Origin of the sequence: Empedobacter sp. UBA7620 (genome assembly GCF_002484185.1) — a bacterium.
Taxonomy (GTDB): Bacteria; Bacteroidota; Bacteroidia; order Flavobacteriales; family Weeksellaceae; genus Empedobacter; species Empedobacter falsenii_C.
The window spans coordinates 58,169-82,626 of record NZ_DLJI01000039.1; the positions used below are offsets into that span (position 1 = coordinate 58,169).

Here is a 24,458-nt window from a genome sequence, read left to right on the forward strand (position 1 = left end):
ATTATTATGTCAATAACAAGAGCAAGAAGATCTACTGACGCTATTGAAAGATTATATATCTCTATGCGTCATTTATTTCATAGAGGAGTGTACCGTCCATCTGGTGCACCTGGAAAAATATTAAGAAATTTATTATTCGAAATTAATCCAGAAATCTACGGATCAATGACAGATCCAAACAAAGTAGAATTAAGTGGATTAATGTATGTTTTAGATCGTTTACCAGAAGGAATCGTAGAAACGCCTTATGTGTCTTTTACATCTGACGAAGGCTATGATCGTTCTATTTTCACGCCAATTATTCCTGCAAAACGTCGTCGTTTTTGTTATAGAATTGATGATGATCAAATGAATATCGAAATTTCTCGCGGTCGTTCTGATATTTATGATGTGTTGACGCACTTAACGTTTTTATACAATGAGGCGGATAAAATCAGAAATAGAGCATTCAGTAACGAAACACTTTCTAAAAGTAGAGCGTGGGAATTTATTGAAAATGTTGTATTCAATGAAGTTGAAATTTCTCGAAAAGAACGTGAAGTTGCTTTGATGCATTTATCAACTATTTTAGGAAGAACGTTTGAAGAAACACAAGAAATTCATCATTATTTCAGTAAAGCAGACGATAAAGATTATTTTTTCCGTGTAGTTTATTGGATGGGTTACACAAGTCAACAAGATCGTATCGGAACTAAGAAACGTGAAATTACATTTACATCAACTTTACGTGAATCGATAGGTCACCATATGATTGGAGAAAAATGGGCGAATGAAATCAAACGTGTATTATTCGAAAATAATCTTCAAGATAAAAACATTCATATCATTTCTGCTAATATGCACAGTGTTTCGAACATGTTGTATGCATATGATGGATTGAAAAGAAAATACAAAAATGATGGAGTAGAAATTTACGAAGATTTGAGTGCGGCAAACAACAAAATGTTGCGCGATTCGTTAAATGAATACACTCAACAAAATGGTTTAGTTTATATCAAAGATCAATCAGGAACAAATATCGATGTTCAAATTATTGATTTATCGAAAGTAAACATTGCCAATTCTGCGTTTTCTTATGCAAAAGATAAGAACAATGAGGTGATTATTGTGATGGATTATGCTTTTGGTGAGCAAGCATTTGAAGCGATGGATGAGTTGTTGAAACCATACAAAGTTGGAGATGTAAAATTCAAAATGAATGTAAAATCTGTTGCGATTATGGGTAAAGCCGGAATTTTAGAAGGAAATAAAGGTGATATTATGATTGCTACAGCGCATGTTTTCGAAGGAACTACAGATAATTATGTTTTTGATAACGAATTAACTGCTGCAGATTTCGAAGGTCAAGGTTTAGGTGTTTACGAAGGACCAATGATTTCGGTTTTAGGAACATCGTTGCAAAATAAAGACGTTTTAGAATATTTCAAAAATTCGTCTTTCCAAGCGATTGGATTAGAAATGGAAGGTGCGCATTACCAAAAAGCAATTCAGGTTGCATCAAAAATTAGACATCATATTGATAGAGATGTCAAAGTAATGTATGCATATTACGCTTCAGATAATCCGTTAGAAACAGGAAGTACATTGGCTTCTGGTGGTTTAGGATTAACAGGTGTAAAACCAACATATCTAATCACACAAAAGATATTAGAAAAAATTATTAAATAAATTCAATGAAGAATTTTTCCATTTTAGGCTACGGTCATATTGGACGTGTACATCAACAAGCGATAGAGGAAACGGAAAACGCGCAATTAATTTCGGTGATTGATTTCAATTTACCAGAAGATTTGCCTTTCAAAGGTTATTCAACACTTGAAAGTTTTCTGAATGAAGATCAAGAAACGGATGTTGTTGTGATTGCTACGCCAAATGGTTTACACCGCGAACATGCGATTCGTTGTTTAAAAGCTGGGAAAAATGTTTTGATTGAAAAACCAATTGCATTAACAGTAGAAGATGCAAAAGAAATATTGAAAGTTGCGGAAGAGAAAAATCTTAGAGTTTTTACGTCGATGCAACTTCGTTTTTCTCCAGTTGTGCAATATGTAAAGAATTTGATTGACAATAATTCGTTAGGAAAAGTTTTCATGGTGAATATTAATTGCTATTGGAATCGTAATAAGAATTATTATAAGTTGCGTGAATGGCACGGAAACCAAGAAATGGACGGAGGTGTTTTATTTACTCAATTTTCACATTTTGTTGATATCATGAATTTTTGGTTTGATGAGGTAATTTGTACAAATTCAAAAAGTTTCAATTTTACGCATCAAGAAGTGACAGAATTTGATGATTCGGGTTGTGTTGATTTTACTGCTGATGGAGCAATCGGACATATGATTTATACAACATCAGTTTTCAATAAAAATTTCGAAAGTAATATCACGCTTATTGCGGAGAAAGGAACAATTAAGATTGGAGATCAATATCTTAATCAAATGATTTATTCTGATTTAAAAAATGTGTGTTGTTCAAACAAAATTTCTACTGAACAAAAGAATTTTCATCCTAACGCCATTGCCGAAATTTCTGACGCGTTAATCCGTCATAATGAATCTTTGTTAGATGGAAAATATGCTGTAAATTTAGTCAAGTTTATTTCGGATGCGAATCATTTGGCAACAGAAAATAAGCAAGAACTTAAAATAGAAAACTATGAAATTTCACACTCGTAAATGGGTAAAACCAGAAGATCTTAACCCAAACAAAACACTTTTTGGAGGAAAGCTTTTGGCTTGGATTGATGAAGAAGCGGCGTTGTATAGCATTGTGCAATTAGAAAATTCGCATGTTGTGACCAAATATATGTCGGAAATCAACTTTATGGCTTCGGCTCGTGAAGGTGATATTGTAGAAATTGGAATTGAAGTGGTGAAATTTGGAACAACTTCATTGGTTTTACAATGCGAAGTACGTAACAAAATGACGCATGAAACCATTATTACAGTCGATCGAATTACGATGGTAAATTTAGATGCAGAAGGAAAACCAAAACCACACGGGAAAACACAAATAGAATATGTGGTGGATCGTTTAGCTGGAAAAGGTTAAAAAATTATATCAATAAAAAAGTCGAAACATTGTTTCGACTTTTTTATTTTATTCTGTAATAAACAACGATTTTAATTCGTGTGCATCAGCAGGATTCATTCTGCCAGCCAAAATCAAACTTAATTGTTTACGACGCAAAGCAGCTTCATAACGCTCGATTTCTTGTTCAGATTCTGGAATTAATTCAGGGACTTGAACAGGTTTATTATCATTATCAACGGCTACAAATGTATAAATACCGCTATTTGTTTGGTTATAAACACAATTTTCGTAATCGTAAACATAGACATCAACATACACTTCCATCGATGATTTGAATGCGCGAGTTACTTTAGATTCTAACTTCACTGTACTTCCCATCGGAATCGGAATGTTAAACGCAACGTGATTGACACTTGCTGTTACAACCAAAAAACTTCCACCATGCATTTTCGCAGAAATAGAAGAAATTCTGTCCATAGAAGCCAATAATTCGCCTCCGAACATGTTTCCTAAGTTGTTGGTTTCATTCGGTAAAACCAAGTTTGTCATTACTGCTAACGACTCTTTTGCTGTTTTTGCTTTCGCCATAAACTTTTGTTTGTTGGGTGCAAATTTCAACAAAATATTCGAGTTTTGAAACAGTTATTATCGTTGTGTTAAGTATTTGTAATTGAGTTTTTTATTAAATCAATAAAATTTTATAGTTAAAAAATGTTAATATAGATTATTGTATTATTTCAAGTCTTACATTTGAACAGAATTATGAAAATGTTTATCACATACTTGCTGTCTGCTTTATTTCTGCTATTTTTTGCGGAAACTAAAGTGTTTGCGGGTACTCAACATTTTCAAGGAAATTTAACTTCGCAGACAGTTGTTAACGATAATACACATATTTATCACGCAAGTAAAATTGTTGAAACTAAATTTTCTAAAACTTCAAATTCAAATCAATTTCAAGAATTTAATCCAAGTATCGAAACGATTGATGATGATTTTCAGACATCAAACAAAATCGATTTAGAAACTTGTATCAAACTATTAAGTGTTGTTCTGGTTTTAAACTTTATGATTCAAGGTTTAAGAAAGAAGCACATCTTCTACAATAAAACCATCAAATTTTCGAGTTGTAAGTACATTTTGTTACGTACAATCAGAATTTGATTGATTTCTTAAATTTTTAAAATTACACCAAAAATTAGTGTTCAGTTCATGAATAGCTGAATGTTAACCAATTTTTGTATGTAATATTTTTTGGTAAAACTACTTCTGCCAAGAAATCCATTTCATCAAATTTTACATTTAATAGTTAGAAGAATTATGAAAAGAGGCGCATTATTTGTAGCTCTAAGTACTGTATTGTTGACAACAAGTTGTTCATCAAAAAAACAGGAAAAAGAAGAAGTGAAAGATTATCCAATCACAACGCCAATCAAAATGGATACGATTGTAGATAAGGATTATGTAGCCCAAATTCAATCGGTACGAAACATCGAAATTCGTGCGCAAGAAAAAGGTTATTTGCAAAAAGTTTTTGTGGATGAAGGTCAACATGTACAAGCTGGTCAATTGTTGTTTCGCATTATGCCTTCGATGTATCAAGCCGAATATTTAAAATCGAAAGCTGAGGTAAAAGAGGCACAAATTGAATTACAAAATTCAGCAACTTTGGCTGATAATAATGTCGTTTCTAAGAACGAAAAAGCCATTGCGCAAGCACGATTAGAAAAATCGAAAGCAGAAATGCAATTGGCTCAATTACATTTATCATTTACAGATATTCGTGCACCATTTTCTGGTGTTATTGATAGAATTCCTATGAAATTGGGAAGCTTGATTGACGAAGGAATGTTATTAACAAATTTATCTGATAACTCATCAATGTTTGCTTATTTCAACGTTTCTGAACCTGAATATTTAGATTATCAAACAAATATTCAAGACAGAGCGAGTAAACAAGTTTCTTTGATTATGGCGAATAATAAACCTTTACCAGAAAAAGGTTTGGTAGAAACGATAGAAGGAGAATTTAACAACGAAACAGGAAATATTGCGTTTCGTGCGCGTTTTGCAAATCCAAATCATTTGTTGAGAAATGGTGAAACAGGAAAAGTAAAAATGACAGTTCCGTTACATGATGCTTTATTAATTCCACAAAAAGCAACTTACGAAATTCAAGATAAAACCTATGTTTTTGTAGTCGATAAAAATGGTGTTGTGAAATCGCGAAATATCACGATTGGTCTAGAAATGCCTGATGTTTATGTAGTAGAAAGCGGACTTTCGGAGAAAGATAATATTTTGTTAGAGGGTGTTCAGAAAGTGAAAGATGATGATAAAATCAAAACGAAATTTATTGCACCAAGAAAAGTTCTTTCATCGTTAAAATTAAAATCAAACTAATCTAAAAAATTCAAAGTTATGTTTGATAAATTTATTCGAAGACCCGTTCTTTCGATTGTCATTTCGTTGATTATAGTTTTCTTAGGAATTCTATCATTAGTCAAATTACCCGTAACGCAATTTCCTTCAATTTCGCCTCCAAAGGTGAATATTACAGCGGAATATCCCGGTGCGAATAATGAATTATTAATCAAATCGGTTGTAATTCCATTAGAACGTGCACTAAATGGTGTTCCTGGAATGAAATATATTACATCTGATGCTGGGAATGATGGTGAAGCGTCTATTCAAGTGATTTTTGATTTAGGAACTGATCCCAATATTGCAGCTGTAAATGTGCAAAACCGTGTTTCTTCGGTTGTAAATAAACTTCCGCCTTTGGTAGTTCGCGAAGGTGTAAAAATCACACGCGAAGAATCAAACATGTTGATGTACATTAACTTGTACAGTAATGATCCAAAAGCTGATCAACAATTTTTATATAATTATGCAGATATCAATATTTTATCTGAGTTAAAACGTATTAATGGGGTTGGAGATGCAGATATTTTAGGAAACAGAGAATATGCGATGCGTGTATGGTTGAAACCAGATCGTATGCAAGCGTATAATATTTCTGCGGATGATGTTATGAAAGCATTGGATGAACAAAGTATTGAAGCTTCGCCTGGGAAAACTGGAGAAAGTTCAGGAAAACGTTCAGAAACATTCGAATATGTGTTAAAATATTCAGGTCGATATAACACAAAAGAACAATATGGAAATATCATTTTAAGAGCAAATCCTGATGGAGAAATATTGCGTTTAAAAGATGTTGCTAATATAGAATTCGGAAGTTCGATGTATGATATTTACTCAACACTGAACGGAAAACCTTCTGCCGCAATTGTGATAAAACAATCGTACGGAAGTAATGCGAGTGAAGTCATCAAAAACATCAAAGCATTAATGGCAGATTTGAAAGAAAATAATTTGCCAAAAGGAATGGATTACGAGATTTCATATGACGTTTCGAAATTCTTAGATGCTTCAATGGAAAAAGTGGTACATACACTTTTTGAAGCTTTCGTTTTAGTTGGGATTGTTGTGTTTTTATTCTTAGGTGACTGGCGTTCTACATTAATTCCTGCGTTGGCGGTTCCTGTTTCTTTGATAGGAACTTTTGCTTTAATGAGTTTCTTTGGAATTACATTAAACTTGATTTCTCTCTTTGCTTTAGTTATGGCGATTGGAGTTGTTGTCGATGATGCGATTGTGGTGATAGAGGCTGTTCACGCGAAGATGGAAGAGAAAAATCTTTCGCCTTTACGAGCGACGGAAGAAGCAATGCGTGAAATTAGTGGAGCAATTATCGCAATAACATTTGTAATGGCAGCCGTGTTTATCCCAGTTGCGTTTATGTCTGGCCCTGTTGGTATTTTTTATCGTCAATTTTCGATTACGATGGCGACATCAATTATTTTATCAGGAATTGTTGCCTTAACGCTTACACCAGCTTTGTGTGCAATGATTTTGAAAAATAATCATAATCAACCAAGAAAGAAAACGATGCTAAATAAATTTTTGTTGAAGTTTAATAATTTGTTCAACAAAGGATCTTTTAAATATGAAAAAGTTTTAACCAAAACAGTTAACAAACGCACTGTTACATTCGGATTTTTACTAGCATTTTGTGCTGGAGTTTTCTTTTTGAATAATAGTTTGCCTTCTGGATTTATTCCAAACGAAGATCAAGGAATGTTTTATGCGATTATTCAAACACCTTCAGGTTCTACGTTAGAAAGAACAAATGAAGTTTCTCAAAAATTACAAAAAATAGCGGAAGGAATTGATGGCGTTTCATCAGTTTCATCTTTGGCTGGTTATGAGATTTTGACAGAAGGAACAGGAGCAAACTCTGGAACTTGTTTGATTAACTTGAAAAGTTGGGACGAACGTTCTAAATCTGCTGAAGAAATCATCAAAGAATTAGAAGAAAAAACTGGGAATATTAATGGTGCAAATATCGAATATTTTCAACCACCATCTGTTCCTGGATATGGTGCTGCAGGAGGTTTCGAGTTGAGATTGTTAGATAAAGCGGGTAGTGGAGATTATCATAAAATGGAAGAAGTGAGCCGTGATTTTGTAAAAGAATTAACTCGTCGTCCAGAATTGAGTTCTGTATTTACATTTTATAGTGCTTCTTTCCCTCAATATGTCTTGAAAATTGACAATGATATTGCCGAACAAAAAGGAGTTTCGATCGAAAATGCGATGGATAATTTATCAACATTAGTTGGTTCTAATTACGAAACAAGTTTCATCAAATTTGACCGACCTTATAAAGTGATGGTACAAGCTTCGCCAGAATATCGTGCGTTACCAGAAGATTTATTGAAATTGTATGTGAAAAATGATCAAGGTGAAATGGTTCCATATTCAGCTTTCATGAAAATTGAAAAAGTATATGGATTATCAGAAATTACGCGTCACAATATGTATAATGCAGCAGAAATTAGTGGTACGCCAGCACCAGGTTATAGTAGTGGACAAGCGATTGCAGCGATTAATGAAGTAGCTAAAAATACATTGCCTCGCGGCTTTGGAATTGATTGGGCAGGAATCTCGAAAGATGAGGTTTCTCGTGGAAATGAAGCGGTGATTATTTTCGCCATTTGTTTAATTTTCGTTTACATGATTTTAGCAGCACAATACGAAAGTTTTATTTTGCCTTTACCAGTTATCATTTCACTACCAACAGGGATTTTCGGAGCATTTTTCTTCTTGAAATTATTAGGATTAGAAAATAATATTTATGCACAAGTTGCAATGGTGATGTTGATTGGACTTCTCGGTAAAAATGCGGTGTTGATTATTGAGTTTGCAGTACAAAAACATAACGAAGGTTTATCAATTGTAAAATCAGCGATTGAAGGTGCGGGTGTTCGTTTCCGTCCAATTTTGATGACATCATTTGCGTTTATTGCAGGTCTTATTCCGTTGGTTATTGCTTCTGGTCCGGGAGCAGTAGGAAATAGAACAATTGGTACTGCTGCTGCAGGCGGAATGTTGTTCGGAACTATTTTCGGGTTGTTTATTGTGCCTGGTTTGTATGTTGCGTTTGGCGCTTTGGCGGATAAAATGCAATTGGTGAAATACGAAGATGAAAATCCTTTAACAGAAGAAATCACGGAAGATGAATAAAAATAGTTTAAAAAATATAATTGCAATAAGTCTTTTTGGAACAATGATTTGGAGCTGTAAAGCTCCTGCGGTAAGCAAAGAGATTGAAAATCATCAAGCACCAAAAATTCCAGAAGCTTATCAGAATGTTCAAAATGATAATACACCAAGTTCTGGGTTAACGCCTTGGAAACAATTTTTTACTGATCCAAATTTGGTCGTTTTGATTGAAGAAGCGTTAAAAAATAACCAAGAATTGATGATTACACTTCAAGAAATTGAGATTTCTAAAAATGAAGTGTTGTACAAAAACGGAAAATTATCGCCAACTGTTTCAGCAAATGCAGGAATTGGAGTTGAGAAAGTTGGTCGTTATACAAGTCAAGGTGCTGGTGATGCTTCGACTGAGATAAAACCCGGGAAAGAAATGCCTGATCCTTTGATGGATTATGCGATTGGGTTGAGTGCTGATTGGGAAGTTGATATTTGGAAAAAATTACGTAATTCGAAAGATGCTTCGATTGCGCGATATTTATCAACGGTGGAAGGAAAGAATTTTGTTTTGACAAATTTAATTTCTGAAATCGCTTCGTCTTATTATGAATTACTGTCTTTGGATAGTCAATTAGATTTAATTCATCGAAATATTGAGTTGCAAAAAGAATCACTGCGTGTGGTAAAAATTCAGAAAGAAGCAGCGCGTGAAACTGAATTAGCGGTGAAGAAATTTGAAGCAGAATTATTAAAATCTGAAAGTGAAGAGTTTAATATTAAACAAGATATTACAGAAACTGAGAATAGAATTAATGCATTATTGGGAAGATATCCGCAAACGATAAAACGTGATGGTTCGTCTTTTATGGATTTGATTCCGCAAACAATGCATGCAGGAATTCCTTCTGAATTATTATCAAATCGTCCTGATATCAAACAAGCAGAATTAGAATTGAAAGCTTCTGCATTGAATGTAAAAGTGGCTCGTGCAGAGTTTTATCCGTCACTTAATATTTCTGCGGCTTTAGGATTAAATGCGTTCAAACCTTCTTATTTGGTAAAAATGCCAGAGTCAATTTTGTATTCATTGGCAGGAGAATTAGCTGCGCCTTTAATTAATAAAAGTGCGATAAAAGCGGAGTTCAATACTGCAAATGCTCGTCAAATACAAGCGTTGTACGAATATGATAAAACAATTTTAAATGCTTATTTAGAAGTATCAAATCAAATGTCGAAGATTTATAATTTAGAACAAAGTTATTCTTACAAAGACAAACAAGCGAAAGCACTTGTAGAATCTATTGATATTGCGAATCAGTTGTTCAAAAATAATCGCGCAGATTATTTAGAAGTGTTAACAACTCAACGTGATTTATTGGATGCAAAAATGGAATTAATCGAAACAAAAGAAAAACAATTAAGTACAGTTGTCGCTATTTACAAAAGTTTAGGCGGAGGCTGGAAGTAGTTTTCATATTCATTCTAACAAAGAAATAAGCTGCCTTTTAGGCAGCTTATTTCGATTTATATTGTATTGAAATGATGAATTAATTTTCAGTTCTAACCCAAGTTCCAGGAGACTTTTTATTCACATCATTCATATATTTTTGCGCGTCTTCTATGTTATTGAAGATGCTATATGTAACATAATAATAGCGACCTTTTACATAAGAAACTCCTGCATCTTTGTAACCTTGTTTTTTCAATTCTCCAACCAAACGATCAGCATCTTCTTGACGTTTTAGCGAAGCCGCAATTACTTGATATTTTTTATTGGTAGATTTTGCAGTTGTTTTAGTTGTAATTTCTTTTTTGTCCTCAACTTTCTTTTCAGCTGTTTTAGGAGCTTCAACTTTCGTTAATTTTTTCGTTTCTGTTTTTACAACTTCTTTTGTCGAAGGTTTTTCCTTTACAATTGCCGTAATTTCCTTTTCAGTTTCATTCAGTTTTGTTTCTTTTACAACTGTAATTTCAACTTTTTTAGGCGTTTCAATTGTATCTGTTTTCGTTACGGTTTCGGCAATTTGATATTCAACCAAAGAAGGTTCAGCAATCGTTTGTGGCATATTATACACATCGTATTGCACTGTAGGTTTTTCAGTTTTGGTTGCATCATCTTTACCAATCATTGGTAAAACCAAACCGCTCCATTGCTCCGTTACGAATTCTTGCACGGGTTGCGGCGTATTAAAATATAGGAAGCCACCAACAATAATGGGAATTAATGAGGCTGCGGCTAAAAATTTTGACATGTGTTTGTTAGAGGTTTTAGTTTTAGACGAATCTAAAATGTAATTGGCTTGTAAATTTGAAAGACCGTAAGCGGCGATGAAATAATTTTGAGCATTTTCTGGTTTGAAGTCAATTTTTCCAGCGTCATTAAATTGTAATGATCCGATATTTTGTAAGGTTAAAACTTTTCCATTTTTCAAATGTTCTTGCCAAAAATAAACTTGTTCATTCAAAAATGTTTGCGCATTTTCAAAAGACATCGGCTCATCTTCTACAATTTTATTCACCAAAACACCATCACTTTTTGTTAAAGTTGTATTGAAAGAAAGCTCTTTTCTTGGCGAAATAAATGTGTTTGTTTTCTCGTCAAACGCCACATTAGCAGTGTTTGAGATAAACGCACCAAAGTTTGGAACGATTACACAATCGTGCTGAAATAATAATTGACTAATATGCTCTTCTAACCTCATACTACGAAATTAACATTTTTTTTAGATTTAGCAAAAAATAAATACTTAAAATTCTATTTAGTTGGTTTAATATTAATAATTTAACAAAATGAAAACCGATTTACCATATATTTTAGCACTTTCTTTCCAGAAAGGAATTGGCGATATCTCGGCTCGAAAAATTATTCAATTTTTTGGTTCGGCAGAGGCTGCTTGGAATTGTAAACCAAAATATTTGATGCAAATTTCGGGAATTGGACAGCAAATAAGCAAAGATTTTGGAAATAAAAAATGGTTAGATTTAGCTTTTAACGAAATAGAATATTGTAAAAATAATCAAATCAATATTTTAACTTTTTATGATGAAGCTTATCCACAATTCTTAAAAGAATGTATTGATGCACCTTTGGTGATTTTTTGTAAAGGAAGTTTAGAATTTAATCAATTCAATAACAAAAAGATTTCGATTGTTGGTACGCGAAAAATGACTAATTATGGACGAAATTTTATTACTGAATTAATCGAAGGTTTAGCAGATTTTGATGTTACAATTGTTAGTGGATTAGCGTACGGTTGCGATATAGAAGCACATACAAATGCGCTCAAAAATAATGTTGCAACATGGTCGGTAATGGGAACAAATTTTGAACGAATTTATCCTGCTACTCACAAAAAAATTGCGATTGAAATTTTACAAAAAGGAGGTTGGATAACGGAGCAACCAAGTTTTAAAATTGCTACACCTGAAGCTTTTTTGCAACGAAATCGGATTATTGCAGGCTTATCAGATGTTACAATTGTGGTAGAATCTGCTTTTAAAGGTGGAAGTTTGGTGACTGCAAAATTTGCAAATGAATATAATCGAGAAGTGTTTGCTTTGCCAGGGAAATCAACGGATGCGTTGAGTATTGGGTGTAATTATTTGATAAAATCTCATCAAGCTTATTTGGTCGAAAATTCGAAAGATATTATTGACTATTTTAATTTCAATTCGAAGAAGAAACCAAAGCAAATAGATTTGTTTATTGAGTTTTCTGATGATGAAAATTTAATTGTAAATTATCTCAAAACCAACGGAAAACAACATATTGATAAAATGTCTTTTGACTTAAATTTGAAATCCTACGAATTGATGCCAACCTTATTAGATTTGGAATTAAAGCAAATAATTTCGACGCTTCCAGGCAAATTTTATGATTTATTGTAACAAGTAATACAATTTTTAGCAAGTTATTTTGTTATAAATTACAGTATTTTTGTGCATTATGAAGACAAAATTGTTCATTTTCATCACCATGATTTTCACAAGTTTAAACGCTCAAAATGATAAAGTGCGTTGGGCTGATCTTTTTTCTTACAATAATGTGAAATTGTTGGAAGAAGTAAATGGTGTGATTTATTGTGGAACTGAAAACGGAATTTTCTTGTTCAATCCTCAAAATCCAACAAGTGATTGGATTAAGCTAAATAAAACCAATTTCTTGAACAATGTTGGGGTTTCTGCAATGGCTTATGACAAAGATTCTGATTCGTTTTTAGTTGGTTATGAAAATGGAGGTTTAGATTTGCTGAAATCTGGAGAATCGACAATGGTTTTGGATATCAAATGGAATGGTTTTTCGGGAGATAAAAAAGTCAATCATATTTTTATAAACGATGGAATTGCGTTTATTTCTGGAGCTTTTGGAATTGTTTCTTATGATCTAAAAGAGGAAGAATTTAAAGAAACAACGCGCACAAATACAGCTGTAGTAAATGATGCAGCAATTTTGAATAATAAACTATATATCGCAACTTCAAACGGAATTTATTCAAGTGAATTAACTTCAAAGAAATTAAATAATCCAAATATTAATTCGTGGATACAGCCAACATTTAATCAAAATGTTACCAATATAGAATTGTTTGAAAATCAGATTTATTATTCGATAAACAATGAATTGAAAACTTTAAATGGCTCTTCAGTGGGTTCTTATAATACAATTCTTAATTTAAAATCATCTAATGGACAATTAATTGTTACTCAAAACAATCAAGTTTCTATTTTGAATGGACTAGATTATCCTATAATTGATGAAGATGGAAATGAAATAAATTTCAATTCTGGAATTTTTATTAACAATATTTATTTTGGAGGATCTGTAAATCATGGAATTATTAATTTATCTAATCATAAAGAATATTATCCTGATGGACCTTTTACCAATAAAGCTTGGTCTGTAACGACAAAAAGTGGAAAAGTTTGGATTGCACCTGGAGGAACAGAAAGTTATTCAAACGTATTAGAAAATAATGATGGATTTTTTTATTATGACACTAAAAAATGGAATAACTTTCGTTCAAAAGATATTTTTGATATTCGAGATGTTTTAAGAATCGCTCCTCATCCAGATAAAGATAAAAATACATTTATAGTTTCATCATTTAATAAATATGGACGTGATAAAAATGGAAGAACTGATTTATTAGAATTTGATGTAGATTTAATACCTAAGAAAATTATTAACGATCAGTTTCCAAGTTCTAGAATTTCGGGCTTGGCTTATGATAAGTTAGGAAATTTACATATTGGAGCTTCATATCCTGATGGTAAATCGCCTGATTATCAGTCTGTATATTATGTAGAGAGAAATGCAAATGGTACTTGGAAAAGTTATGATGTTGATAAAACGTCTCCAATAGTAGCACTTTCTCCTGATTTTTCTGATGTTTATACCTATTATGCAAGTGGTAGACAAGGAGGTGGGGTTACAGTTTTAGACAAAAAATATGAAATTGTAACAACAATGACAACTTCAAATAAGCTACCAATTAATAATGTTCTGACTGTTGCAAATGACAAATCAAATAATTTATGGATTGGGACAGAACAAGGTTTAGTCGTTTTGTACGGAGCTGATAATGCTGTAAGTTCTAATAATATTGTCGCAGAACCAATTGTGATTATTCAAGATGGAATTCCAGAGGCGTTGTTAACAGATGTTGGAATTTACGCGATAAAAGTAGATAATGCAAACAATAAATGGATTGCTACAAATGGTGCAGGAGTCTATTATGTTTCGGATAGTGGAGAATCGACGAAGTTACATTTTACATCTAAAAACTCGCCTTTACCTTCGGATGTTGTGTATGATGTTTCGATTGATGAGTCGACAGGAAAAGTATTTTTTGCAACAGAAAAAGGTGTAGTTTCGTATAATGGAGATGTGTCGACAGAAGCCAATGATTTTAGCGATGCAATCGCTTATCCAAATCCATATCGATCAGAATATAAAGGTAATGTTACGATAAAAAATCTTCCAAATCGTGCGTTAGTTAAGATTACAGATATTGTCGGAAATTTACTTTTTGAGAAAAAAGCCGAAGGAGGAATTGTAGAATGGAATACAAATAATGCAAAAGGAAAGCCAGTAGCTTCTGGAATTTACTTAGTTTTGATGACAAATGCAGATGGTACAGAAACCAAAACATTGAAAATTGCAGTTGTCCGTTAATGAAAATTTTAGAAACCAAAGCCATTGTACTTTCGAGCTTAAAATATGGTGACACGAGTTTAATTATTCGTTGTTATACACAAGATTTTGGCTTAAAATCGTTTATAGCAAAAGGAGTTTTCTCCAAAAAAAAACGAAATACTTCGTTGTATTTTCCGCTAGCAGAAATAGATTTGAGTTTTCAACCGAAATCAAATGAACAACAATTGGTTTTCTTAAAATCAGCTCAGACGTCGCATTATTACGAATCGTTGCATTTTCATCCTATAAAATCAGCTATTGTTTTTTTCTTAGCTGAAATCTTAAACTTAGTTTTAAAAGAAGAATCAGATAATCCTGAATTATATTTTTACATCGAACATTCGCTAAAAGAATTTGATCAAAAGAAAGACGATTTTGCAGATTTTCATTTGATTTTTTTGATTCAATTATCACATTTTCTTGGTTTTTATCCAAATTTAGAAATTGACGGAAATCTATTCGATTTAGAAAATGGGTTTTTTACGAATTCGAATTCATCTATCAATATGTTGAAGGCAGATGAAACTGTTTTGTTCAAAAAATTGTTAGAATTACATTTTTCCGAAGATTCAAAAAATACATTCAATCAATCGCAACGTTCTCTTTTACTCGAAATTTTAGTGAAGTATTATCAAATTCACACCAATAATTTCAAAAAGCCTAAATCATTACAAGTTTTACACGAATTGTTTAGTTAGAATATTAAGAAAATTTTTTTACTTTTTATCTATTAATCTTTTCGGTATTTTTTTATACAAAACGCTTATGTCAAAAGGTTTAAATTCATATAAATTATTAATAGATTTACCTGATTGTGATTTTTTTGAATAATAACTTTTACTATTAAAAAAATGAATAGATTTAGAATTAATAATTTTTCCTTTTTCTTGAGCTAAAAAAAGTCTTCCATGTATATTATAAAACCACTGTATAGTAATCGTATCATTTTTTATTTCATATTTACCCCAATTCCATAAAAAGATATTAGCATTACTTTGCTTGTCAGTATCAATTTTCATATTGCTAAATTTTACTAATTGCTCTTCTTTTATTCTAATATCGCACTCCAAATCAACTGGACTTCCACAGTCATTTATTCCGTAACCGGTATTTGGTATATGAGCAATTCCATTATTAAGTAAGACTAACATTGTTATTCCACCATCTTTTTTATATTGTCTGTAATAATATCCATTTGTTTCAATATTATTTGTGATTTTAGGGTAATCACCTTTTATTAGATATTTTTTATTATATAATGGAGTACATGAATTAATGATTAACATTCCGATGAAAAGAAATAGGATTTTTTTTAACATAAACTAAATTTAATATTGTAAATTAAAACTAATATAATTTACAAAAATCTCCCGATAAATTCTAACAAATCTTTAAAACAAAGAATAAATAAAACTCCATATATTTGCTATAGTTAAAAGCATTCACAATGAAATTCAATACAAAAGCTATACACGGAGGTCAACAACACGACCCTTCAACAGGAGCCGTAATGACTCCAATTTACCAAACATCAACATTCGCGCAAAGATCACCAGGAGATTACAAAGGATACGAATATTCTCGTGGTGCAAATCCAACAAGAACTGCTTTAGAAAATGCATTAGCATCTATCGAAGGTGGAGTTGCAGGTTTTGCATTTGGTTCTGGTTTAGCTGCAATCGATGGTGTATTAAAATTATTCAAACCAGGTGATGAAATCATCGCGATGGACGATTTATATGGAGGTTCTTATCGTTTGTTTACACGTGTTTATGAAAAATTTGGTTTGAAATTCCATTTCGTAGATATGACAAATGTTGAGGCTGTTGTCGCTTTAATCAATGAAAACACAAAAATGGTTTGGGTTGAAACACCTACAAATCCATTGATGAAAGTGGTTGATATCAAAGCTGTAAATGATGCTGTAAAAGCAAAAAAAGCAGATATTTTAGTCGCTGTTGATAATACATTTGCGTCGCCATATTTACAACGTCCAATTGAGTTGGGAGCAGATATCGTGATGCATTCGGCTACGAAATATTTAGGAGGTCACTCTGATTTAGTAGCGGGAGCAATTGTGGTTAATTCGGAACAATTGGCAACAGATGTTCACTTCAATTTATTTGCAACAGGAGGAATTTTAGGACCACAAGATTCTTACTTAGTTTTACGTGGAATCAAAACTTTGGCTGTTCGTATGGATCGTCACTGTTCAAACGGAATGAAAATCGCTCAGTTTTTAGAGGCTCATCCAAAAGTTGCGCACACGTATTATCCAGGTTTGGAAAATCATCCGCAACACGAAATTGCGAAAAAGCAAATGAAAGATTTCGGAGGAATGGTTACGTTTACATTAACTTCTGGGAAAAAAGAAGATGCTTTCAAAATTTTAGAAAACTTAAAAGTTTTCACTTTAGCTGAATCTTTAGGTGGAGTTGAATCATTAGCAAATCATCCAGCTACGATGACGCATGCGTCTATTCCTGCAGAAAAACGTGCTGAAATTGGTATTACAGATGATTTAATTCGTTTGTCTGTTGGTATCGAAGACATCGACGATTTATTAGAAGATTTAGAACAAGTTTTGAACTTGATTTAATCGAATAATTATAAGAATAAAACAGCCCAAATCAAATGATTTGGGCTGTTTTTGATTTAAAGATTCTTCATTTTACTGAAGTTTCATTCAGAATTACAGTTGAAAAATGTCATTCCGACGAATGGAGGAATCTAAGAGTCATCCTGAACTCGTTTCAGGATCACATCAGAAAAGTATAGCTTGACAAAAAAACAATATATTTATCCCATGAAATTTCTAATTCTCTTTTTACTTTCTACGTTAAGCTTTGCTCAAAAGTTAGATACGATTAATCTCAATCAAGTTGAGGTTATGAATTATTCTAATTACAAACAATTTCGTCCAAAGTTTAAAAAAGTTGAAAGATTAACGGATAATACAAGTTATGGATTGAAGATATTCTCAAATTTATTACTTCCAAACGAGAAAGAAATTGAAATTGTTGCCATTGAAATTTTGTTCGAATCAAAAGTGAAGAAGAAAAATTATTGCAACGAATATTATTATTTCAAACCAATAATTCTAAAATCTATTAATGATAAACAAAGTTTGATCGATGAAAAATGGTTTGAGGTGGATAAAGATTATCAAGGAAAATATATTTTTCCTATTCATTTAAAATTGAAACCTTCAGAGGTGAAAAATTATTCTATTGGTTTAGAAACTTCTTACGAAAATCCTTTTTGCCCTGAAGGAAATGGCTATTTTGATTTGATAAATACGTCCAAAAAATCAGATGTTTTTGTTCATTACAATGATAATCGAAATTCAGGGTTTCGTAAACAAGAATTATTTGGTAATTATGCTTTAAACTACAAAATCTACTACAAATAGATTTATTTCCACAATAATTTCAATTCCACTTTATATTTCCCAGCGTATGGTTTTGAGTTTGTTGGTTTTTCCGAAATCGAGAATTGATACACGCCACGCGCAGGTAATTCGAAGATGGTTTCTTTGCCAAATGGTCCACCTTTTATAGAATCCACAGGTCCTTTGATGTGATTAATTCTGATATTTGCTGTAGAATCTTGCGCAGAAATTTTGATCCAAACTTTTTTAGCAGAATCTGCATTAAAGGTAAATGTATTTGTTTGTCCTGATATTTTAGTTGGTTCTGCTTTAGCTTTTGCATAACTTACTTCCAGATTTTCGGTTGTGTTATTAGCACTTAACGGAATAATTTTATCTGCGTTAGATACAACTTTTTGTTGAGGTTTTGTCACAACTTTCTTCTGAGGAGAAGCCGTTTTTACCACTTCTTCTTTCATTACATCTTCTGTTGTTGGCTTATATTTTTTTACCAAATCTTTGTACGCAGAATCAACTCCAATCTTGCTTGGATAAATGGTTGGCGTAGATTTATCTTCGCAACTATAAAGTGTAATCAATGTAATAAAAGCGATAAAAGTCCATTTCATAACAGAAAAATTCTGCTGTAAAAGTAACTATTTTAACTGCAATTTCAAGGTATATTTTCCTTCAAATGGATCACCTTGCATCAAACTTTCTCCAATTCGGATTTGATACAAGCCTTTTTCGGTTAAATCATAATTGATTTCTCGTCCAAAAGGACCATCTTTCTCGTTATTTGGAGAGATAAGTTGATTAATTCTGATGTTTCCGAGTTTATTTTTAGGAATAATTTGAATAAAAACAGAGGAAGAAGAATCATTCCTAAAACTAAAAGTTTGTTGTTCTTTCGCTTCTTTTTCAATCTCAAATTCGCCTTTTCCATGAATTAATGTCAATTCAGAATTATTCATAATCTTTGGAGAAGCAAAAGCAATTTCCTGCATAGAAGAATCTTTTTTAACTACTTTTTGAGTCGTTTCTCCTATTGATATTGTTTGATTACTAGTCATACAATAAATGATAATAGCACCAATAGCTATTGAGAGGATAATAATGGGTCTATATTTTTTCATTATTGTAAATTTGTGCCTTAGTTAATTACAAATTTTGAACCAAACTATATGTTGTTTTACGAAAATACAGGAAACGGTAAACCCTTGGTGTTTTTACACGGTTTCTTAGAGAGTCATTTAATTTGGAATAATTTACGACAAAATCTTGAGAAAGAAGCGCAAATTATTACAATTGATTTGCCTGGGCATGGAAATTCGGAAAATTCGCAAGAGGTGAATACGATGGAAGAAATGGCTGAAAAAGTGATTGCGGTTTTGGATGAATTAAATCTAGAAAAAGCAACTTTTGTTGGACATTCGATGGGTGGTTATGTGGTGTGTGCGTTGGCTGATCTTTTTCCAGAGCGTGTAGAAAATATTGTTTTGATTAACTCTTCGACTTTGCCAGATGATGAAGCGAAGAAAAATCAACGTTTGAAAGCGTGTGAAACAGCTCGTAAAAATTTCAATGCGTTGGTGAGTTTTAGTATGCCAACTTTATTTGCGGCTCATCATCGTGATCAATTCAAAGATGAGTTGAAATTTGTAAAAGAAATTGCTTTAAAAACGCCAATCGAAGGCGTTTGTGCAGCTTTGAAAGGAATGCGAGAGCGTCCAGATCGTTCGTCGATTTTGTATGATTTCAAAGGTGGAATTTATATCATTGTTGGACTGAATGATGAAACGGTTAATCCTGAATTATTTTTAACCTTAATTCCAGATTTGCCTCATATTCATTTGTATAAATTTGATGGTGGACACATGGCTTTTATAGAAAATTATGACGAGGTTTTATCGATTTTGAAATCAATTTAATTAACGCTTGCGTTGAAAAAAATCTTTCATCAATAGACCACATTCATCTTCCATAATTCCCGAAACAATTTCAGTTTTTGGATGTAACTCGCCAATTTTTGCTTTAAAACCACGTTTTTCATCCGAAGCACCATAAACCACTTTCGAGATTTGGCTCCAATACAACGCTCCGCCGCACATCACACAAGGTTCTAAGGTTACATACAATGTGCAATCTTGTAAGTATTTTCCACCCAAATAATTTGCTGCAGACGTAATGGCTTGCATTTCAGCATGCGCGGTAACATCAGTCAACGTTTCGGTTAAATTATGTGCTTTCGCGATAATTTTGTTGTTACAAACAATCACAGCTCCAACTGGAATTTCGTCTCGCTCGAAAGCTGTAATCGCTTCGTTAAAGGCTATTCGCATAAAATATTCGTCTGTAAAAAGATTTTCCATTTCTATAAAATTTAAGGCAAAAATAATCATTTCCAAATTGGATATTCGATACATTTGTACAAATTGATGCCTCTTTTATGAATCAATCAAAATATATCATTGCAGCCATTGTAACCTACTTTATGTGGGGATTTTTCAGTTTCGGATTGAAACCAATCGCAGGTTATCCACCTTTGGATATTCTATTTTTTAGATTGTACGTTTCGGTTTTCTTTTTAGTGGTAATTAATCTTGGATTTCGACGCAATAAGATGAAAGCTGATTTTGATTTATTCAAATCATTTGATAAAAAGAAACAGAAAAAATTAGGAAGTTTAATTGTTGGCGGATCGTTGATTTTGATGACAAATTGGTTGATGTTTATTATTGTCATGAATCATATTAGTGTGCAAGCCGCGTCGCTATCGTACTTGGTTTGTCCGATTATTACAACCGTTTTGGCTTTCATTATTCTGAAAGAACATTTAACCAAAATAAAATGGATAGCAGTTGGTATTAGTCTTTTAGCATGTTTGGTTCTTTCTATAGGTCATCTTGTAGACTTGGTTTATAGTTTGATTGTCGCATGTACATTTGCGCTGTATATCATCATTCAGAGAAGTTTGAATGTTTTTGATAGTTTCAATTTGTTGATGACACAATTACTAATCGTAGCTATTTTGATGTTACCATTGGTTTTCATGTTCTCAGGACCAATTCCAACCGAAACAATTTTTTATCAATGTATCATGATGATTGTGGTTTTGTTCACTATTATTCCAATGTTCTTAAACAATTTTGCTTTAAAAGGAATTGATTCTTCAACCGTTGGAATTTTAATTTATTTGAATCCAATTATGAATTTTGTTTTGGCAATTTTCTATTACAAAGAAGCTGTTTCACCAATGCAAATGATCGGTTATAGTTTGATTTTGCTCGCGATTGTAGTATTTAATTCACAAACAATTTTCAAAATAAAACACATAAAAAAATCTGAAGTCTAAACTTCAGATTTTTTTATGTTGATTTTTCAGGAAATATTATTTGATGTAAACAGAATTTGGTGAAACTCCAGTTGTAATTGCTGGATTTTTAAGACCTCCTTGTGCATTCTGAATTAATAATCGTCCATTAGAATTGTAATCTTTTGCGTCTAAAACATAAAAAGTATCACCTTTTACATAGAAACCATATACACTATCAGCACCTGTTATGTAATCTGCTTTTGTAGGCAAAGCTGTTGCATTTGTAGCCATAGAATAAACAGAATTATTAACGATGTAATACAATTTACTATTCTCCGCAACTAAGAAATTAGGATGTTGTCCATCAGGAAAATTCATTTCTAATTTATCTTCTGAAGTTAAATTATAACGAACCAATTTTCCTTTTGTAGTAGTTCCCCAATTAACACCTTGAGAAAGCACAAATAAATTTCCGTTTTGAATTGTTAAATCTGTCGGAACATCACCAACATTTATACTTTTTTTATCATTTGTTTTAAGGTCAATAATTGTAACTGTTTTACCTGTTCCCCAGCCACCTTTTTGTGCAACATAAAGTTTGTTATTGTCAAGAATCATTTTTTCTGGACCTTCATCTACTTTATATTTTTCTACAAATGTTAAATCGCTGATTTTGTATTTTGCAATAAAATCGTCTGTCGTAACATTAGGATCTCCCCAGTTTGAGATATACAAAAATTGATCATCAGAAACGATATAACGAGGGTTGCTCATATTATCTGATGATGGAATTGTACTAATTTTTTTGAAAGTTGTGTTGTCAACAACTTCTACTTTATTAGAAACATTAAGAACAATATAAGCCTTATTTCCTTTGAAATACATGCTTTGTCCTACAGAACCCAATTGCGCACCAGCGTTCGCAGTCTTGAAAATTTCTTGAATAGGATTTGTTGTACTTACATCTTTTGTTGGATCAAAATAAGTGATTTCTGCGTTAGCTGAATTGAAACCTCCTTCATTCAAAATAAAAACTCCTTTCGAATAGTTTCCATTTTCTGGATCATTGTTTGGTCCATCATCGTCATTTGAACAAGATTGTAAAAAGACTCCAGCCAAAGCTATAAGTGCGATTGATTTAAATTTAGTCATAGTTTTTTAAAATTTTATTTGTATTTGTATGTTATAATTTGTGCCTGGTTGCCAACGATTTTCTTGCGTTTGATATTCCTGGTTAAACACATTATTCACTCTCATAGAAACGCTATAAAGTCGTGAAATCGTATAATTTAAACCTAAATTCGTTAGCCAAAATCCGTCAAGTGTTCTTTCTTCTTCCGAATCGGTAAAAACTTTACTTGTATAAATATTTTGTACAAAAGCAGATAAACGTTTGTAAGTGTATTGTGCGCTCGCCGTCCATTTATGATTTGGCGAATACATCAATTCCTTATTTTTAAATTTATCTTTTGTTTTGGTGTATGCATAAGTTGTATTGAAACTAAACGTATTCCATTTGTAATTCCCAATCATTTCAAAACCATAGGTTTCTGCTTTGTTGATGTTCATAGGAACCCAATAAGAACTGTTTTGCGAGCTCGGAATCCATTGAATCATATCACTCAACTTATTATAAAAAATATTGGTTTGAATGTTTAAATTTTTGCTGATAAAATCATTTCCTAATTCAAATTGATAAGCTGATTCTGATTTCAAATCTGGGTTTCCACCAGTTTTCCAAAACAAATCATTGTACGTTGGATTTCTGAAATTTTTCGAAACATTTCCTCTTAATTGATACGAATATATTGGACGATAATTAAAACCTAATGAATAAATAAATGGATTTTGGTATGTATCAGAAAAATCTTGGCGAATACTCGCTTCGTATTCCAAAACATCTGATAATTTATGCTTCGCGATTAAGGCAAAATTGATAGAATTTTGATCACTTTTGGTCAAATTATTTCCACTTCCTTGATTATAATTAGCTTCCGATAAAAGTGAAAGTTCAAAATTATTCGTGATTTGATGATTCAGATAATATTTTAAAATATAATTATCAACCTGTAAATCGTCCGAATAAGATTTGTGAATATTGTTGAAATAATTGCTTTCTTCTCGGATATAAGCTAATTTTAACTGCGATTGCCACTTTTCATTTGGATTGAAATTCCATTCTGTCATCAAACGGTAATCCTGATTTTCGTATCCAGAAGGCGTTGAACCAATGTCAACCAAAGGAAATTCACGCTTTCCAAAATTGAACATCGAATAAAGTTTCAATTCATTTTTAGGATCGATTTTATAACCAAAATTTCCATTAATTGTATTGAAATAATATTTTCCATTCAAATTCTTCTTCATGTGATTCGGAATTTTATAATCATTATCAGATTGATTTCGTTCGTAATCGATTGAAGAACTAAATTTTTCTGTACTATATTTCAACTGATATTTTCCCGACCATGTATCGTAACTTCCGTATCCTAAATTTATTTTTTGCTGTAAACCTTTGTCATACTCAAATTTATTCAACAAATGAATTGTACCGCCGATAGAACCTGTTCCATACGCAATACTTCCGCCTCCTGGTTTCACTAAAATTCCGTCAAACGAATTACTTGCAAATAAATTAAAATCCGTTTGTCCTGTTGTTTGCGAATTGACATTAATTCCGTTCCAAATTACGGCTGTGTGCGAAGCTAAAGTTCCTCGAAACGAAGGTGAAGAAACCATTCCTCGTCCATTTTCTTTAAAATAAATTGGCGTTTGCTCTTGTAAAACTTGCGTCAGTTGATTAGGATTTTGCTCTAAAATACTATCATTAAGTTTGATAATACTTTGAGATTTGTAATGATTTTTAAGAAAAGCATCGTTCAAAATCAAAGGTTTCAAATTGATGGTATCCGTCTGTGCAAAAGCAATTCCAGCGATAAGATTAAAACAAAGAAAAAGTTTTTTCATATTAAAATCTG

22 protein-coding genes are annotated in these 24,458 nt (G+C 32.1%); 14 read left to right on the forward strand and 8 right to left on the reverse strand.

The window, feature by feature from the left end; all coding sequences use genetic code 11:
* Nucleotides 1-6: 6 nt before the first annotated feature.
* From B2217_RS09640 to B2217_RS09650, 3 genes are read left to right on the forward strand one after another with little or no spacing between them, the layout of a single operon-like run.
* The gene (locus B2217_RS09640) at nucleotides 7-1,668 is read left to right on the forward strand and encodes a DUF6909 family protein (protein ID WP_038336750.1); all 1,662 of its coding nucleotides are present in this window, start codon (nucleotides 7-9) and stop codon (nucleotides 1,666-1,668) included.
* Nucleotides 1,669-1,673: 5 nt separating this feature from the next.
* Nucleotides 1,674-2,678 (forward strand): Gfo/Idh/MocA family protein, encoded by a 1,005-nt coding sequence (locus tag B2217_RS09645; protein ID WP_291122427.1) that lies wholly within the window; start codon nucleotides 1,674-1,676, stop codon nucleotides 2,676-2,678.
* Nucleotides 2,659-3,054: an acyl-CoA thioesterase gene (locus B2217_RS09650; RefSeq protein ID WP_038336752.1), complete on the forward strand. Its 396-nt coding sequence runs from the start codon at nucleotides 2,659-2,661 to the stop codon at nucleotides 3,052-3,054. The genes B2217_RS09645 and B2217_RS09650 overlap by 20 nt, the downstream gene beginning before the upstream one ends.
* Before the next feature lie 48 nt (nucleotides 3,055-3,102).
* Here the strand turns inward: B2217_RS09650 and B2217_RS09655 are convergent, their stop codons facing one another.
* Nucleotides 3,103-3,624, reverse strand: coding sequence for an acyl-CoA thioesterase (locus tag B2217_RS09655; RefSeq protein ID WP_219034046.1), 522 nt, complete (start codon nucleotides 3,622-3,624; stop codon nucleotides 3,103-3,105).
* A 180-nt stretch (nucleotides 3,625-3,804) separates the two neighbouring features.
* Here B2217_RS09655 and B2217_RS09660 point away from each other — a divergent pair, with 180 nt between their 5' ends.
* From B2217_RS09660 to B2217_RS09675, 4 genes are all read left to right on the forward strand, one after another.
* Nucleotides 3,805-4,200, forward strand: coding sequence for a hypothetical protein (locus B2217_RS09660; RefSeq protein WP_125349977.1), 396 nt, complete (start codon nucleotides 3,805-3,807; stop codon nucleotides 4,198-4,200).
* Nucleotides 4,201-4,356: 156 nt separating this feature from the next.
* A complete protein-coding gene (locus B2217_RS09665) occupies nucleotides 4,357-5,439 on the forward strand; it encodes an efflux RND transporter periplasmic adaptor subunit (protein ID WP_291122429.1) in 1,083 nt (360 codons plus the stop codon).
* 18 nt (nucleotides 5,440-5,457) lie between these two features.
* The gene (locus tag B2217_RS09670) at nucleotides 5,458-8,625 is read left to right on the forward strand and encodes an efflux RND transporter permease subunit (RefSeq protein WP_291122431.1); all 3,168 of its coding nucleotides are present in this window, start codon (nucleotides 5,458-5,460) and stop codon (nucleotides 8,623-8,625) included.
* The gene (locus tag B2217_RS09675; RefSeq protein ID WP_291122433.1) at nucleotides 8,618-10,066 is read left to right on the forward strand and encodes a TolC family protein; all 1,449 of its coding nucleotides are present in this window, start codon (nucleotides 8,618-8,620) and stop codon (nucleotides 10,064-10,066) included. The genes B2217_RS09670 and B2217_RS09675 overlap by 8 nt, the downstream gene beginning before the upstream one ends.
* A gap of 79 nt (nucleotides 10,067-10,145) precedes the next feature.
* On the opposite strand, the gene B2217_RS09680 is transcribed toward B2217_RS09675, so the two are convergent.
* On the reverse strand, nucleotides 10,146-11,300 hold the full coding sequence (locus tag B2217_RS09680; protein WP_291122435.1) for an SPOR domain-containing protein: 1,155 nt from the start codon (nucleotides 11,298-11,300) through the stop codon (nucleotides 10,146-10,148).
* 88 nt (nucleotides 11,301-11,388) lie between these two features.
* Here B2217_RS09680 and dprA point away from each other — a divergent pair, with 88 nt between their 5' ends.
* The 3 genes from dprA to recO are packed head-to-tail and all read left to right on the forward strand — an operon-like array spanning nucleotide 11,389 to nucleotide 15,492.
* Nucleotides 11,389-12,486 carry a DNA-processing protein DprA gene (gene dprA, locus B2217_RS09685; RefSeq protein ID WP_291122437.1) on the forward strand — a complete coding sequence of 366 codons (1,098 nt, stop codon included), beginning with the start codon at nucleotides 11,389-11,391 and terminating at the stop codon, nucleotides 12,484-12,486.
* Between the two features lie 58 nt (nucleotides 12,487-12,544).
* On the forward strand, nucleotides 12,545-14,773 hold the full coding sequence (locus B2217_RS09690; RefSeq protein ID WP_291122439.1) for a two-component regulator propeller domain-containing protein: 2,229 nt from the start codon (nucleotides 12,545-12,547) through the stop codon (nucleotides 14,771-14,773).
* The gene (gene recO / locus B2217_RS09695; RefSeq protein ID WP_038336765.1) at nucleotides 14,773-15,492 is read left to right on the forward strand and encodes a DNA repair protein RecO; all 720 of its coding nucleotides are present in this window, start codon (nucleotides 14,773-14,775) and stop codon (nucleotides 15,490-15,492) included. The genes B2217_RS09690 and recO overlap by 1 nt, the downstream gene beginning before the upstream one ends.
* Before the next feature lie 18 nt (nucleotides 15,493-15,510).
* Here recO and B2217_RS09700 read toward each other — a convergent pair whose 3' ends face one another.
* Nucleotides 15,511-16,113, reverse strand: coding sequence for a hypothetical protein (locus B2217_RS09700; RefSeq protein WP_038336766.1), 603 nt, complete (start codon nucleotides 16,111-16,113; stop codon nucleotides 15,511-15,513).
* A 128-nt stretch (nucleotides 16,114-16,241) separates the two neighbouring features.
* Between B2217_RS09700 and B2217_RS09705 the strand changes: the two genes are divergently transcribed.
* Entirely contained in the window at nucleotides 16,242-17,393 is a 1,152-nt protein-coding gene (locus tag B2217_RS09705) for a cystathionine gamma-synthase (protein WP_038336767.1), read from the forward strand.
* A 207-nt stretch (nucleotides 17,394-17,600) separates the two neighbouring features.
* A complete protein-coding gene (locus tag B2217_RS09710; protein ID WP_038336768.1) occupies nucleotides 17,601-18,206 on the forward strand; it encodes a hypothetical protein in 606 nt (201 codons plus the stop codon).
* Nucleotides 18,207-18,208: 2 nt separating this feature from the next.
* Here the strand turns inward: B2217_RS09710 and B2217_RS09715 are convergent, their stop codons facing one another.
* Entirely contained in the window at nucleotides 18,209-18,793 is a 585-nt protein-coding gene (locus tag B2217_RS09715; protein WP_038336769.1) for a hypothetical protein, read from the reverse strand.
* Between the two features lie 27 nt (nucleotides 18,794-18,820).
* On the reverse strand, nucleotides 18,821-19,300 hold the full coding sequence (locus B2217_RS09720) for a hypothetical protein (protein ID WP_152606175.1): 480 nt from the start codon (nucleotides 19,298-19,300) through the stop codon (nucleotides 18,821-18,823).
* Nucleotides 19,301-19,348: 48 nt separating this feature from the next.
* Here B2217_RS09720 and B2217_RS09725 point away from each other — a divergent pair, with 48 nt between their 5' ends.
* Nucleotides 19,349-20,095: an alpha/beta fold hydrolase gene (locus B2217_RS09725; protein WP_291122443.1), complete on the forward strand. Its 747-nt coding sequence runs from the start codon at nucleotides 19,349-19,351 to the stop codon at nucleotides 20,093-20,095.
* Here B2217_RS09725 and B2217_RS09730 read toward each other — a convergent pair whose 3' ends face one another.
* On the reverse strand, nucleotides 20,096-20,536 hold the full coding sequence (locus B2217_RS09730) for a nucleoside deaminase (RefSeq protein WP_125349964.1): 441 nt from the start codon (nucleotides 20,534-20,536) through the stop codon (nucleotides 20,096-20,098).
* 77 nt (nucleotides 20,537-20,613) lie between these two features.
* On the opposite strand from B2217_RS09730, the gene B2217_RS09735 reads away from it, so the two are divergent.
* Nucleotides 20,614-21,519, forward strand: coding sequence for an EamA family transporter (locus tag B2217_RS09735; protein ID WP_291122445.1), 906 nt, complete (start codon nucleotides 20,614-20,616; stop codon nucleotides 21,517-21,519).
* Between the two features lie 36 nt (nucleotides 21,520-21,555).
* Here the strand turns inward: B2217_RS09735 and B2217_RS09740 are convergent, their stop codons facing one another.
* Both B2217_RS09740 and B2217_RS09745 read right to left on the reverse strand, forming a co-directional pair.
* Entirely contained in the window at nucleotides 21,556-22,632 is a 1,077-nt protein-coding gene (locus B2217_RS09740; RefSeq protein WP_180905735.1) for a DUF5074 domain-containing protein, read from the reverse strand.
* Nucleotides 22,633-22,638: 6 nt separating this feature from the next.
* A complete protein-coding gene (locus tag B2217_RS09745; protein WP_280045445.1) occupies nucleotides 22,639-24,447 on the reverse strand; it encodes a TonB-dependent receptor plug domain-containing protein in 1,809 nt (602 codons plus the stop codon).
* Nucleotides 24,448-24,458: the final 11 nt, after the last annotated feature.